13 protein-coding genes are annotated in these 12,880 nt (G+C 61.3%); 10 read left to right on the top strand and 3 right to left on the bottom strand.

Features of this window, described 5'->3' with window-relative positions:
- Nucleotides 1-133: 133 nt before the first annotated feature.
- The 3 genes from NKH06_RS05670 (at nucleotide 134) to NKH06_RS05660 (ending at nucleotide 2,034) form a co-directional block, all read left to right on the top strand.
- Nucleotides 134-1,237 (top strand): NADH:flavin oxidoreductase/NADH oxidase, encoded by a 1,104-nt coding sequence (locus NKH06_RS05670; protein WP_352892477.1) that lies wholly within the window; start codon nucleotides 134-136, stop codon nucleotides 1,235-1,237.
- Nucleotides 1,238-1,485: 248 nt separating this feature from the next.
- A complete protein-coding gene (locus NKH06_RS05665) occupies nucleotides 1,486-1,764 on the top strand; it encodes a DUF982 domain-containing protein (RefSeq protein WP_013532012.1) in 279 nt (92 codons plus the stop codon).
- A gap of 30 nt (nucleotides 1,765-1,794) precedes the next feature.
- Nucleotides 1,795-2,034: a DUF2188 domain-containing protein gene (locus NKH06_RS05660; RefSeq protein ID WP_013532013.1), complete on the top strand. Its 240-nt coding sequence runs from the start codon at nucleotides 1,795-1,797 to the stop codon at nucleotides 2,032-2,034.
- Nucleotides 2,035-2,187: 153 nt separating this feature from the next.
- Here the strand turns inward: NKH06_RS05660 and NKH06_RS05655 are convergent, their stop codons facing one another.
- Nucleotides 2,188-2,469, bottom strand: a complete 282-nt coding sequence (locus NKH06_RS05655; protein ID WP_128303342.1) for a hypothetical protein — start codon at nucleotides 2,467-2,469, stop codon at nucleotides 2,188-2,190.
- Between the two features lie 321 nt (nucleotides 2,470-2,790).
- Between NKH06_RS05655 and NKH06_RS05650 the strand changes: the two genes are divergently transcribed.
- The 7 genes from NKH06_RS05650 to NKH06_RS05620 all read left to right on the top strand — a co-directional run bounded on the left by NKH06_RS05650 (nucleotide 2,791) and on the right by NKH06_RS05620 (nucleotide 11,641).
- Nucleotides 2,791-3,534 (top strand): competence/damage-inducible protein A, encoded by a 744-nt coding sequence (locus tag NKH06_RS05650; RefSeq protein WP_352720282.1) that lies wholly within the window; start codon nucleotides 2,791-2,793, stop codon nucleotides 3,532-3,534.
- 81 nt (nucleotides 3,535-3,615) lie between these two features.
- Nucleotides 3,616-4,449, top strand: coding sequence for a universal stress protein (locus NKH06_RS05645; protein ID WP_352720284.1), 834 nt, complete (start codon nucleotides 3,616-3,618; stop codon nucleotides 4,447-4,449).
- A 132-nt stretch (nucleotides 4,450-4,581) separates the two neighbouring features.
- Entirely contained in the window at nucleotides 4,582-5,082 is a 501-nt protein-coding gene (gene gpt, locus NKH06_RS05640; protein WP_128303340.1) for a xanthine phosphoribosyltransferase, read from the top strand.
- 211 nt (nucleotides 5,083-5,293) lie between these two features.
- Nucleotides 5,294-5,782, top strand: a complete 489-nt coding sequence (locus NKH06_RS05635; protein ID WP_023810435.1) for an NUDIX hydrolase — start codon at nucleotides 5,294-5,296, stop codon at nucleotides 5,780-5,782.
- Between the two features lie 132 nt (nucleotides 5,783-5,914).
- Nucleotides 5,915-6,226 (top strand): PilZ domain-containing protein, encoded by a 312-nt coding sequence (locus tag NKH06_RS05630; RefSeq protein WP_023810434.1) that lies wholly within the window; start codon nucleotides 5,915-5,917, stop codon nucleotides 6,224-6,226.
- A 598-nt stretch (nucleotides 6,227-6,824) separates the two neighbouring features.
- Nucleotides 6,825-10,601 carry a vitamin B12-dependent ribonucleotide reductase gene (locus NKH06_RS05625; RefSeq protein WP_352892475.1) on the top strand — a complete coding sequence of 1,259 codons (3,777 nt, stop codon included), beginning with the start codon at nucleotides 6,825-6,827 and terminating at the stop codon, nucleotides 10,599-10,601.
- 650 nt (nucleotides 10,602-11,251) lie between these two features.
- The gene (locus tag NKH06_RS05620; protein WP_352892474.1) at nucleotides 11,252-11,641 is read left to right on the top strand and encodes a hypothetical protein; all 390 of its coding nucleotides are present in this window, start codon (nucleotides 11,252-11,254) and stop codon (nucleotides 11,639-11,641) included.
- Between the two features lie 73 nt (nucleotides 11,642-11,714).
- Here the strand turns inward: NKH06_RS05620 and NKH06_RS05615 are convergent, their stop codons facing one another.
- Nucleotides 11,715-12,032, bottom strand: coding sequence for a hypothetical protein (locus NKH06_RS05615; RefSeq protein WP_352892472.1), 318 nt, complete (start codon nucleotides 12,030-12,032; stop codon nucleotides 11,715-11,717).
- The gene (gene fghA / locus NKH06_RS05610) at nucleotides 12,016-12,846 is read right to left on the bottom strand and encodes an S-formylglutathione hydrolase (RefSeq protein WP_352892543.1); all 831 of its coding nucleotides are present in this window, start codon (nucleotides 12,844-12,846) and stop codon (nucleotides 12,016-12,018) included. The genes NKH06_RS05615 and fghA overlap by 17 nt, the downstream gene beginning before the upstream one ends.
- Nucleotides 12,847-12,880 lie beyond the last annotated feature (34 nt).

Below are 12,880 nucleotides of genomic sequence, written 5' to 3'. Positions count from 1 at the left end.
TGCCGAGGCCTATCCGCGAACCGGCATTTCGGCAATCCCGTCAGTGATTGGTCCAGAACCCCTTTCACCGCCTCGTGTCTGGCGCGGGCGCCATCGGTCGCCTAAATAGCTGCGAACCCTCCCGGAGTTTCTCATGACAGCGTCGCTTTTCCAGTCGATCACCCTCGACGGCCTCACCTTCCCCAACCGCATCGCCGTCGCGCCGATGTGCCAGTATTCCGCCGACGACGGCTCGGCCAGTGACTGGCATCTCCATCACTGGATGAATCTCGCAATGTCCGGCGCCGGCATGGTCACAGTCGAGATGACCGATGTCGAGCGGCGCGGGCGTATTACCCATGGTTGCCTCGGCCTTTATTCCGAAGACAATGAAGCCGCCGCCCGCCGCGCACTGGACGCCGCACGACGCGTCGCCGCACCCGGCACGAAATTCGGCTCCCAGCTCGCCCATGCCGGCCGCAAGGCTTCGAACCGCAAGCCGTGGGAAGGCGGCGGGCCACTGCAGCCAAACGAGGATCCCTGGCAGACCGTTTCCGCCTCGGCCATCCCCTACGACACCGGCTGGAACGTGCCGCACGCACTGGAGGACGAGGAGATCCTGCAGCTCATCGAACGCTTCGCCGAAGCCGCAAGGCGGGCCGAACGCGCCGGCTTCGATTTCATCGAACTGCACGCCGCGCATGGCTATTTGATCTTCCAGTTCCTGTCGCCCTTGTCCAACCAGCGCACGGACCGCTGGGGCGGCTCGCTGGAAAACCGCATGCGTCTTGCCGTCGAAATCGCCAAGGCGGTGCGCAAGGCGGTGCCAAAGCTGATGCTCGGCGCAAGGCTGTCGGTGAAGGATTGGGTCGACGGCGGCTTCGATGTGGCGGACGCGATCGAAGTGGCCAAAGCGCTCAAGGACGAAGGCGTTGCCTATCTCTGCTGCTCGAGCGGCGGCAATTCGCCGTTGCAGAAATTGCCCGCCGGCCCCGGCTATCAGGTGCATCTAGCGGAGGCGGTGCGCAAGGGCGCTGATATTCCGACCCGCGCCGTCGGCCTGATCGACGACCCCAAGCAGGCCGAAGCGATCCTCACCGAGGGCCGCGCCGACATGGTGGCGCTGGCGCGGGCCTTCCTGGCTGATCCGCGCTGGGGATGGCGTGCGGCGGCGACATTCAGCGAGACAATCCACCCGGCGCCACAACTTGCCCGTTCGGTGACCACGATGCAGCACTGGATGAAGGCAGTAGGCTGAACGGTCCGCGCTCCCGACACGCGCGCCCCTCCTGCTTCCAGACAGCTTGACGGTGCTTCGCGGCTATTCCGTCCGCAAGCTGTTGGCGTGGAGTGGGCGTGGCTGGGCTTGGGAGGAAACCTGTTCAGGGCATTCTTGCCGGTTGCGGCGCTGACCGCAGGTGTAGAACCTTCAAACAGCCTCTGAGACGTTTGGGCGCAGGCTGACGGCCATGGTTGCAACCAATTTGGCTGCTTTGCGTTGCGGCCATGATGGACAACAAACCTTTTGAAGTGCCGGTCGTCGTCGAACTTGGCCACGTCGGCAAATATCGCCACATCCGCAGCGCCCAGGAGGCCGCGGAGTGCCTGATGACGGTGTGGCCGCTCAATCGCGGCCCGCGCCATCGTGATGCCCTCGACACTTGCCTCAAAGTGCTGGAAGGTTATCGTTCGACAGCAGATGCGCGCCGGGCGCTGATTGAAGCCGCCAAGGAATCGGAAGTGCTGGTGCCCGACGACAGACTGCCCGACGACCGGCTGCATTGAGCAGACGGACCTTTCAACCGGAGGTTTTCCATGGCGAAGCTGACTTACAAAATCGTCGAGCATGACGGCGGCTGGGCCTACAAGGTCGGAGCGACCTTTTCCGAGACGTTTCCCACGCATCAGGACGCATTGCGCGCAGCCGAAATCGCCTCGGCTGAGCAGCAGGTCGCCGGAGCGACCGACGGCATCCAGTATGAGGACGCCGAAGGCAAATGGCACGAAGAATTGGCCGACGGCCGCGACCGGCCGCAGACAGAAGTCTCAGATTAATTCGATATAGCGCTTGATGTTGAGCGGTCCGACAGGGCGCCGACCGCAGCGCCGTCCGGAGAAAGGACGCGCCAGCGGCCAGCGGCTGTCCTTGCGGCCTCGAACATGGCTTTCCAGAAAGTCGGTATCCGCTTTTCGGAAATTGCGTTCTGGCTATTTGCCGCAATACTGATCGTTGACGTTTTGCCCTGCGTTTGCGTCCGGGCCTGGCGTGTTGTGGGCACATGGGCCTATTGCGCCGGTATTGCCTTGGGTGTTCAACCCGGAGCCGTCACGGATGCTCCCCGTGGTATAGGGGTCGACAGTTGTCTGGTCGCTGTTGCCGAACAGCCACCAGTCACGATTGTTGGAATACCTGTCGTCCAGTGACTGCGCCATCGCCGATGTTGCGAGACCGATCGTCAGAACAGATGCTGCGAGAATTTTTGTAACCATTGAATCACTCCGTATCTTAGCCGCCTTGGTGCGACACTCATAAAACCCGGTAGTCAGCCGAATGGTTCCTTGAAATTGTCGTGAAGCTGAGGTGAGGCCCTGACCAGCAAAGCCCGGCCGGCGATGCGCTCGATGAATGCGGCGGTTCGCTCCGGGATCACGAATTGCGGCATGTGCCCTATTCCCTCGACCAGTTCGAACCTAGATCCTTGACCTCATCGGCTCGCCGTGGCGGCGCGAAGATGACATTGCGGCCACCGTCGCGCCGCGCTATCTCAGACCACTCGCCTTCCCAGGCCACTCGCCTTGCCGGAGCCTTCCATGCCTGAAATCGTGACCGCCGCCATGCTCGTCATCGGCGATGAGATTCTGTCCGGCCGCACCAAGGACAAGAACATCGGCCATCTCGCCGACATCATGACGGCGATCGGCATCGACCTCAAGGAAGTGCGCATCGTCCCTGACGAGGAAGACGAGATCATCGCGGCGGTGAATGCCGTGCGCAGCCGTTACACCTATGTGTTCACCACCGGCGGCATCGGTCCGACGCATGACGACATCACGGCCGATTCCATATCCAAGGCTTTTGGCGTGCCTTGCGAATACGATGCCCGGGCCTATGCGATGCTGGAAGCAAGCTATGCCGCGCGCGGCATCGAATACACGCAGGCCCGCAAGCGCATGGCGCGGATGCCGCGCGGCGCCGATCTCATCGACAATCCGGTGTCGGTCGCGCCTGGCTTCCGCATCGGCAACGTCCACGTCATGGCCGGCGTGCCATCGATTTTCCAAGCCATGCTCGACAATGTCGTGCCGACGCTGAAGGCCGGCACGAAGATGCTGTCGGCGACCGTGCCCTGCCCGTTCGGCGAAGGCCTCATCGGCGGGCCGCTGGGTGATATCCAGAAAGCGCATCCCGATACGATCATCGGCTCCTACCCGAAATATGGCGATGGCAAGTTCTGGACCGAGTTGGTCGTGCGTGCCCGCAGCCAGGAGGCGCTGGACGCCGCCCGCGCCGATGTCGAGGCGATGGTCGCCGGCTTCGCCAGCAATCCCGGCTGATCTGGTCCAGGCCGGAACAAAGCACGACGCTGCAACGTTTCCCCGGCACGAGTTCGCCAGCTCGTAAACCGAGGGATTGTCATGCGATTCAAAACCATCGTCGCCATTCTGCAGAACGAGCAGGACGCCGAGCGCGTGCTCGACTGCGCCATTCCGCTCGCCACCCGGTTTCAGAGCCATCTGGTCGGCATCCACGCCGAAACGCTTCCCGTGCCCTACACCTCCGCCACAGGCTTTCCCGACACCGAATTCCTGCAGGTTTCGGCAGACATGAACCGGGAACGGGCCGAGAAGTTGAGGACGCTGTTTCTCAGGCATATCGAGGATTCCGGTCTTTCCTTCGAGTGGCGAAGCCTGGAAAGCTTTTCGGGTGACAGCGCACTGTCCGGGATTTCGAGCGTGCGGGCCGCCGACCTGATCATAGCGGCGCAGCGCGAAACGGGCGGAGATTCCAGCGCGGACGTAGACACGCTGGTCTACGATGCCGGCCGGCCGGTGCTGGTGGTGCCGCACGAGGGTCCGCTGATCACCACCTTCAAACGCGTCTTGCTCGCCTGGAACGGAAGCAAGGAAGCGGCACGCGCCGCCTTCGACGCGCTGCCCTTCATCATCGAAGCCGAGAAGACCGACATATTGGTTATCGACCCTCCTGAAACGCTCGACGACAGCCCGGAGGCCGCCGGCGCCGAAATCGCGTCGGCGCTATCGCGCCACGGCGCCACCGTCAGCGTCTCGGTGCAGCAGTCGGGCGGCAGTTCGGTCGATGACATCATCCAGACCAGGATCGCGGAAACCGGCGCCGATCTGCTGGTGCTTGGTGCCTACAGCCACTCATGGCTGCGTCAGCTTCTGTTCGGCGGCGTGACGCGCAGCGTGCTGCGCACCGCGCCGGTGGCAGCCTTCCTGTCGCGGTAGGTCCACACCGATCGTTGGCCCTTGCCTTTGCCAAGGCCCTTGCTCTTGCCAAGATGGGGGCTTTCCAGCTAATTCCGCGCGCATTCCCCTGTTTACCTGCGCGCGATCCCCGCGTGCTGTGGAGTGCGCGACATGTCCCTTCCCGAAAAAGCCTTTCCGGTCTCCTGGGACCAGTTTCATCGCGACGCCCGGGCGCTCGCCTGGCGGCTTTCCGGCGCCAACAAGGGACAATGGAAAGCGATCGTCTGCATCACGCGAGGCGGGCTGGTCCCCGCGGCGATCATCTCGCGTGAACTCGGCATCCGCGTCATCGAGACGGTCTGCGTCGCCTCCTATCACGACTATACCAGCCAGGGGCAGCTGCAGGTCCTCAAGGAGATCACCCCTGCCCTGCTCGCCGAAGACGGCGCCGGCGTGCTGATCATCGATGACCTGACCGACACCGGCAAGACGGCGGGCATCGTGCGCGCGATGATGCCCAAGGCGCATTTCGCCACCGTCTACGCCAAGCCGAAAGGCCGGCCGCTGGTCGATACTTTCGTCACCGAAGTCAGCCAGGACACCTGGATCTATTTCCCGTGGGACATGGGCTTCACCTACCAGAAGCCGATCGCCGACGACCACGCGGGCTGATTCGAACTACCTGCCTGTTACAGACCGGCAGCTTGCACTGGGGATGATTTGCTTTCGCAAACAGGTCCGGCAGGGCCGGATATTTTGTGAAATCGACGTCTATCGGCGGAAATCGGCCAGGCGAATGAAATTTTTTACTTTTATTGCCGACAATTAGCCGTAAGATTCGTGAGACGGCAAACGATTCCGGAGGCTGGGGCTAGCTTCTTCGATGTTGACGAGGCCAACGACACACAATCATCTGGCCGAAAGGGTCCGACGGCTCTTCGGCACGGCGCCGTGCCGCCTGCAGGTTGCCGCCCTGCCTTGGCGCGACACGGGAGACGGCGTCGAGATCATGCTGATCACCAGCCGCGATACGGGTCGATGGGTGTTGCCCAAGGGCTGGCCCGAGGCCAGGGAGCCGCTCTGCGAGGCCGCGGCGCGCGAAGCCGGCGAGGAGGCCGGGCTGCGCGGTCGTGTCTCTCATCTTGAAGCCGGCCGTTACTTCTACGCCAAGGTACTGGCTTCCGGCGAAGAAGTGCCGTGCGAGGTCCTGGTGTTTCCGCTGCATGTCGACAAAGTCGCGGACCGCTGGAAGGAAAAACACTCACGCACCCGCAAATGGGTCCGCGCAAGCGAAGCGGTGCGCATGGTCAACGAACCCGACCTTTGCCAGATCATCGCCTATTTCTGCGCCGACCCGCACAGCTTCTCCTGACGGGCGGCCACACCGCGCTCTTTGCAAAACGGGACTGGCTTGCAAGGGCTGGACATGCGTTGCCGCGTATCGACATGAATGCTTTGCTAAGGAATCAAGGATAGGATTCGGCAGCTCTGGTATTTTTGATCGATGGCGAATCCCGCAAATCCAATTCCAAACGAGTCCGACGAGCCCCAGCGCGAGCGTCGTCCGCGCGTGCTCAAGGGCGGGTCGATCATCACCGGAATTTCGAATTCGGAAGTGGGCTGCACGCTGCGCAATCAGCACGACGGCGGCGCCGAACTGAAGATACCGCTCGAAGCCCGGGTCCCAGATCGCTTCCTTCTCTATGTGCCGCTCGACGGCATTGCCTATCGTTGCGAGGTCCGCTGGCGACGCAACGACCGTATCGGGGTGCAGTTCACCGGCACCGAGCCAAAACCCCGGCTGCATTACGGCTGACGCCCGGGCAAGCTTGCGCGCGGAAAATCGTGATCCGCGCCTGCATTCTATCCCCGTTATCCACATATGTGACACACAAGATGTTGGGGTCACAAAAGCTACGCAAACGAATCCTTGACGGCGCAAAACGAGTCGCCTTTTATAGGCCATGTGCTCCTGTTGAGAGTGCGACCGGAAAGTTCTGAGCCCGGTCTTTTTTCCCGGACTATGTGCGTTTTTGCTCGCATTTCCGCCTGTTTACGAGGCCGGCGGAAGCGTTGGGATTGTGGGGCGGTTGGGACGATAGGGACAATTGTCGGGCTTGAATAAATTGTCTGTTAATACTATATTTAGTGTTTGCAGGTAGGTTCGACGCTAGATAGTGTGAATTTCCCTCGATCGAGGGAATCGGAAAAAATCAGTTTTGAGGGACCCGCGGGTTCGTCGGCGCGTTGGACAGATACTTCGCAAGGAGTTTGACCAGCAGGGCCGGCGGAGACCGCGAAAATGGAGAGCCGGTCGTTTCGAACGCCCGGCAGACGGCGGACATGCGCGTTTCGCATCGGGGGCAGAAATCCCTTGGGAAAAGCGCTATATATAGACAAAAGGGACCGGACCAATGCGCATCGAGCGTCGTTTCACCAAGCCAGGACAATCTGCCTATGCGGAGATCGAATTCCGCAAGGCGCTTTCGGAGATCAAGAATCCGGATGGTTCGGTGGTGTTCCGCTTGGACAATATCGACGTGCCGGCGCAGTTCTCCCAGGTTGCAGCCGATATCCTGGCGCAGAAATATTTCCGCAAGGCCGGTGTCCCCGCACGCCTTAAGAAGATCGAGGAGAACGACGTCCCCTCCTTCCTGTGGCGCTCCGTCGCCGATGAGGCGGAACTGGCGAAGCTGCCGGAAGCCGAGCGCTACGGTTCCGAGATCGACGCCCGCCAGGTCTTCGACCGGCTTGCCGGCACCTGGACTTACTGGGGCTGGAAAGGCGGCTACTTCAAGGGGTCGGAGGAAGACGCGCGCGCCTTCCGCGACGAGCTTGCCTACATGCTGGCCACCCAGCGCGTCGCGCCGAACTCGCCGCAATGGTTCAACACCGGCCTGCACTGGGCCTATGGCATTGACGGCCCGAGCCAGGGCCACTTTTATGTCGACCCGTTCACCGGCAAGCTGACCAAGTCGAAATCCTCCTACGAGCATCCGCAGCCGCATGCCTGCTTCATCCAGGGCGTGCAGGACGACCTCGTCAACGAAGGCGGCATCATGGACCTGTGGGTGCGTGAAGCGCGCCTGTTCAAATACGGCTCCGGCACCGGCTCCAACTTCTCGCTGCTGCGCGGCGAAGGCGAAAAACTGTCCGGCGGCGGCCGCTCGTCGGGCCTGATGAGCTTCCTCAAGATCGGCGACCGTGCGGCGGGTGCCATCAAGTCGGGCGGCACCACGCGCCGCGCCGCCAAAATGGTCATCGTCGACGCCGACCACCCCGATATCGAGGAATTCATCGACTGGAAGGTGAATGAAGAGCAGAAGGTCGCCTCGCTGGTGACCGGCTCGAAGATCGTCAAGAAGCATCTCGAAGCGATCATGAAGGCCTGCGTCAACTGCGAAGGCAATGGCGACGACTGCTTCGACCCGTCGATCAACTCCGCGCTGAAGCGCGAGATCAAGGCGGCCAAGAAGTCGGCCGTGCCGGAGAACTACATCTACCGCGTCATCCAGTTCGCCAAGCAGGGCTATAGCTCGATGTCGTTCAAGACCTACGACACCGACTGGGATTCGGATGCCTACCTCACGGTTTCGGGCCAGAACTCCAACAATTCGGTGTCGCTGAAGGACAATTTCCTGCGCGCCGTCGAGGACGATGCCGACTGGCACCTGACCGCCCGCAAGGACGGCAAGGTGTTGAAGACGCTGAAGGCCAGGGATCTCTGGGAAAAGATCGGTTACGCCGCCTGGGCGTCGGCCGATCCGGGCCTGCATTTCAACACCACGATGAACGACTGGCACACCTGCGCATCGGCCGGTGCGATCCGGGCGTCGAACCCGTGCTCGGAGTACATGTTCCTCGACGACACGGCCTGCAACCTCGCCTCGATCAATCTGCTGCCCTACCGCAACGCTGACGGCACGATCGACATCGCAGCCTACGAGCACACGGTGCGGCTGTGGACCATCGTTCTCGAAATCTCGGTCATGATGGCGCAGTTCCCGTCGAAGGAGATCGCCAAGCAGTCCTACGAATACCGCACGCTCGGCCTCGGCTATGCCAATATCGGCGGCCTGCTGATGACGTCGGGCATTCCCTACGACTCCGATGAAGGCCGCGCGATCTGCGCCGCACTCACCGCGATCATGACCGGCATGGCCTATGCCACCTCGGCCGAGATGGCCGGCGAGCTCGGCGCCTTCGCCGACTACGACCGCAATGCGCAGAACATGCTGCGCGTCATGCGCAACCATCGCCGTGCCGCCTATGGCGAGAAGCAGGGCTACGAGAAGCTCGCCGTCAATCCGGTGCCGCTGGTCGCTTCCGACCTGAAGCAGCAGGACCTTGCTACCCACGCTAAGGCCGCCTGGGACCGCGCCATCGAACTCGGCGAGGAGCATGGCTACCGCAACGCGCAGGCGACCGTGATTGCGCCGACCGGCACGATCGGCCTGGTCATGGATTGCGACACCACCGGCATCGAGCCCGACTTCGCGCTGGTGAAGTTCAAGAAACTGGCCGGCGGCGGCTATTTCAAAATCATCAACCGCGCCGTGCCGGAAGCGCTGCGCACGCTCGGCTACTCCGAAGCCCAGATCGCGGAGATGGAGGCCTATGCGGTTGGCCACGGCAACCTCAACCAGGCGCCCGCCATCAACCCCGGCGCGCTCAAGGCCAAGGGCTTCACCGACGACAAGATCGCCGCGCTCAACGCAGCCTTGAAATCGGCCTTCGACATCAAGTTCGTCTTCAACCAGTGGACGCTCGGCGCCGACTGGGTGAAGGAGACGTTCGGGTTCACCGACGAGCAGCTCAACGACTTCTCGTTCGAGATCCTGCCGGCGCTCGGCTTCTCCCGCAAAGACATCGAGGCCGCCAACATCCATGTCTGTGGTGCGATGACGCTGGAAGGCGCACCGTTCCTCAAGGCCGAACACCTGGCGGTGTTCGATTGCGCCAGCCCGTGCGGCAAGATCGGCAAGCGCTCGCTGTCCATCAACAGCCACATCCAGATGATGGCGGCGGCACAGCCCTTCATTTCCGGCGCCATCTCGAAGACCATCAACATGCCCAACGATGCGACGGTGGAAGACGCCAAGGGCGCCTACATGCTGTCGTGGAAGCTGGCGCTGAAGGCCAACGCGCTCTACCGCGACGGCTCGAAGCTGTCGCAGCCGCTCAACTCCTCGCTGCTCGCCGATGGCGAGGACGACGAGGATGATGCCGTCGAGCAGCTGCTCGCCGCACCTGCGGCAGCACGTGCCGCACAGATCACCGAGCGGATCGTCGAACGCATCATTGAGCGCGTGTCGCGCGAGCAGGAAAAGCTGCCCGGCCGCCGCAAGGGTTACACGCAGAAGGCCAAGATCGGTGGCAACACCATCTTCCTGCGCACCGGCGAATATGACGATGGCCGTCTCGGCGAGATCTTCATCGACATGAACAAGGAAGGCGCGACCTTGCGTGGCCTTCTCAACAACTTCGCCATCGCCATTTCGCTCGGCCTGCAGTACGGCGTGCCACTCGACGAATATGTGCACGCCTTCACCTTCACCAAGTTCGAGCCGGCCGGCATGGTGCAAGGCAATGACGCCATCAAGAGCGCGACGTCGATCCTCGACTATGTGTTCCGCGAGCTGGCGATTTCCTATCTCGGCCGCAATGACCTCGCCCATGTCGACCAGTCGGACTTTTCCAACACCGCACTTGGCCGTGGCATCAGCGAAGGCAAGACCGATGCGGTCTCCAAGGGCCTGACCCGTGGCGCCTCGCCGGTGAAGCTGGTGTCGCGCGTCAGCGGCAACGATCCGAAAGGCTTTGCGGCCCCCTCGAGTGCCCCTGCCCGCTCAGTGCCGACCGCCTTCTCCGGCTCCAACGTGCTGGCCCTGAAACCGGCCAGCGACGAAGCGGTCGCCTACAAGCGCGACTATGAGGAACGGGCAAAGGAACTGGCCGAGGACATCGCCTTCGAGGAAGCGGCTGCTTCCGACGCCACGGCGGGATTGTTCACCGATGCCGCGGCCGTTGAGGCGGCCGAAGCCAAGAAACTCGCCAACGACCGCCGCGCCAAGTCGCTGCTCCAGGGCTACACCGGCAATTCCTGCTCCGAGTGCCAGAATTTTACCATGGTGCGGAACGGGACCTGCGAGAAGTGCGACACGTGCGGCTCGACGAGCGGGTGCAGCTGAGGCTTCGCGAGTTTCCGACATGGCTGAGCGGGAGCAACCCAAGTTCCGGCTTATAGTCGGAGGCAACCAAAAGCCTGCTAGATGGTTGTCGCCGCCGGCGACTGCCATCGGTAGGTCACCGTTCGACAAAAATCGGATTATGGCCTATCGGCTCACCACCGGTGACCTTCAAAAACACTTGGACGCTCGCCAGCGGCAACCTATCCTCGACGTTTGGTGGCATGTTCATGGGCTGGTGCCACCAATATCGGGAGCAGCAAAATTTGATACCGCAGACTCTCGAGGAACCCGCGGGTTAGGTGGGGCCCACGCTTGCTTTCGAGGCTTGATGCGACCTGCCGGCGAGGACGACCGAGGGTTCGATTACGTGGCCTTCGTGACCAAGCCCACAATAGGGTTGAAGTATGAACCTTCTATGGGATGCTTGATCAAACAGTTCGACATGCCCGCTGACCTCGTATTTGTGATATACGCTCGGCTTGATTTTCCGGAGGGCCGGAGGCATAATCAGATGGATGGTAAGCCGCCGGTAACGGAAGGTGTGATCGTGCTTTGGCAGCTCGTCGAGTGCGATCCCGAGAATCCGATGCTGCCAATCGATCATAAATCGCGTTTCCGTCGGAGACTGTGGTAGAGCAGGACAAGTAGCTATGGGCATGCTAACCGCAACGTTTGGTGAGTATACGCCGAGAGCACTGTACTACGAAGACGCCGACGCTCTTGAGTACGTTAGAGTTGACGCCCCGGTTGTGTACCGGCGCATCGATGAATTTCTTACTTTGATACTAGATCTCGAAACTCGTGAGCCTGTTGGCTTTAAGATAAAGGGCTTCCGAAATTTTTATTTAAGAACGATAAAATCTAGCCCGCGCACTATAGAGGCGCCCTTCCTACGCCTGGTAACCGTTCTCGAAGATTTAATGACAGAACTTGGTGAAGGCTTTTTCTCGGAAGCTCCGCGACGTGATGCATATCAAGCGGCCGCCGAGATCGCCACCCAAGATCAGGTTATTCTTTCCGACTTTCCCAAAGCCGCTTGACGTCGACCGAAGCTAAAGGTCGATCAGCGCCTTTTCGTCTTACACGAGCTTGGACCTCCGTACTCCCCACTGTCTAGCCCGCCAACATTTGCAGCATCTGCTCGTCAAACAACGGCTCGTCCTGGGCCATACGCACGAACAGCAGCTTGCGCGCCTCACCCGCTGGCACCTCGAAATACTGGATGCCGTCAGGCATTTCGCCGCAGGGCGGCTCGGGGATCTCATTGAGGTCGGCTACTGCTTTCAGTTCTTTCGCGTGGGCGGCGTCGGGGCTGAATGTGTAGCAATTGACGGCGGCAGGCGCGGCGCCCTCGGTGTAAGGCGTCGGATTCGATAACTTGTTTGCATCTGGCCATGCCTTCGGCCTGCCCAGATCAAAGCCTCTCAGCATGCCATCTCAGATGGTCGTCCATGAAGCTGGAGATGAAAAGATACGAGTGATCGTATCCATCCTGCATCCGCAGCTTCAGCGGAATACCTGCTTTGGCGCAGGCCGTCTCAAGCAGCCAAGGCCTCAGCCCGTCGTCAAGAAATCCGTCCGACGTTCCCTGATCCACCAAAAATTCGGGGAAACGGTATCCGTCGTCGATGAGCGACGTCGCGTCGCAGGTTCGCCACGAGGCCTCATCCTTGCCCAGATACTTCTCAAAGGCCGGTCTCGACCAGCCGGCGGTGCTTGGCTGGGCGATCGGGGCGAACGCCGAGCAGCTCTTGAAACGCTGCGGATTCTTCAAGGCAATCGTCAGCGCGCCATGCCCGCCCATCGAATGGCCGGAGATAGCCTGGCGCGCCATATCGGCTGGAAATTCAGCCGCGATGAGAGCCGGCAACTCCTCGGTGACATAGGAATACATGCGATAATTCTTCGCATAAGGCTCTTGCGTCGCATCGAGATAGAAGCCAGCGCCGGAGCCGAACTGCCAGTTGTCTTTTTCATCCGGAATGTCGGGCCCGCGCGGGCTGGTGTCGGGACAGACGACCATCAGACCAAGCTCGGCGGCCATGCGCCTGTACTCGCCCTTGTCCATTACATTGGCGTGGGTGCACGTTAGGCCTGAGAGATACCACACAACGGGACAAGGCGTTTCCCGCGCCTGCGGAGGTATGAAAACGGCAAAAGTCATGTCGCAACGGCAACTCGTCGACCAATGGGAATAGACGCCCTGCACGCCGCCATGGGCTTTCGTTTGAGAGATGATTTTCATGTGTTCTCCACGTTGCAGGCCGAATGACGGTCGG

The sequence above is a fragment of the Mesorhizobium sp. M1342 genome, from assembly GCF_040317955.1.
Taxonomy (GTDB): Bacteria; Pseudomonadota; Alphaproteobacteria; order Rhizobiales; family Rhizobiaceae; genus Mesorhizobium.
This window is presented reverse-complemented; position numbering and strand designations above follow the sequence as displayed.

What these genes read in the sequence shown, in the direction of transcription:
- NKH06_RS05630 (WP_023810434.1), top strand. Translation starts at nt 5,915, where the DNA reads ATGGCGAATCCCGCAAATCCAATTCCAAACGAGTCCGACGAGCCCCAG.
- NKH06_RS05660 (WP_013532013.1), top strand. Translation starts at nt 1,795, where the DNA reads ATGGCGAAGCTGACTTACAAAATCGTCGAGCATGACGGCGGCTGGGCC.
- NKH06_RS05645 (WP_352720284.1), top strand. Translation starts at nt 3,616, where the DNA reads ATGCGATTCAAAACCATCGTCGCCATTCTGCAGAACGAGCAGGACGCC.
- NKH06_RS05670 (WP_352892477.1), top strand. Translation starts at nt 134, where the DNA reads ATGACAGCGTCGCTTTTCCAGTCGATCACCCTCGACGGCCTCACCTTC.
- NKH06_RS05620 (WP_352892474.1), top strand. Translation starts at nt 11,252, where the DNA reads ATGGGCATGCTAACCGCAACGTTTGGTGAGTATACGCCGAGAGCACTG.
- NKH06_RS05615 (WP_352892472.1), bottom strand. Translation starts at nt 12,032, where the DNA reads ATGCTGAGAGGCTTTGATCTGGGCAGGCCGAAGGCATGGCCAGATGCA.
- NKH06_RS05655 (WP_128303342.1), bottom strand. Translation starts at nt 2,469, where the DNA reads ATGGTTACAAAAATTCTCGCAGCATCTGTTCTGACGATCGGTCTCGCA.
- NKH06_RS05635 (WP_023810435.1), top strand. Translation starts at nt 5,294, where the DNA reads ATGTTGACGAGGCCAACGACACACAATCATCTGGCCGAAAGGGTCCGA.
- NKH06_RS05625 (WP_352892475.1), top strand. Translation starts at nt 6,825, where the DNA reads ATGCGCATCGAGCGTCGTTTCACCAAGCCAGGACAATCTGCCTATGCG.
- NKH06_RS05665 (WP_013532012.1), top strand. Translation starts at nt 1,486, where the DNA reads ATGATGGACAACAAACCTTTTGAAGTGCCGGTCGTCGTCGAACTTGGC.
- NKH06_RS05650 (WP_352720282.1), top strand. Translation starts at nt 2,791, where the DNA reads ATGCCTGAAATCGTGACCGCCGCCATGCTCGTCATCGGCGATGAGATT.
- fghA (WP_352892543.1), bottom strand. Translation starts at nt 12,846, where the DNA reads ATGAAAATCATCTCTCAAACGAAAGCCCATGGCGGCGTGCAGGGCGTC.
- gpt (WP_128303340.1), top strand. Translation starts at nt 4,582, where the DNA reads ATGTCCCTTCCCGAAAAAGCCTTTCCGGTCTCCTGGGACCAGTTTCAT.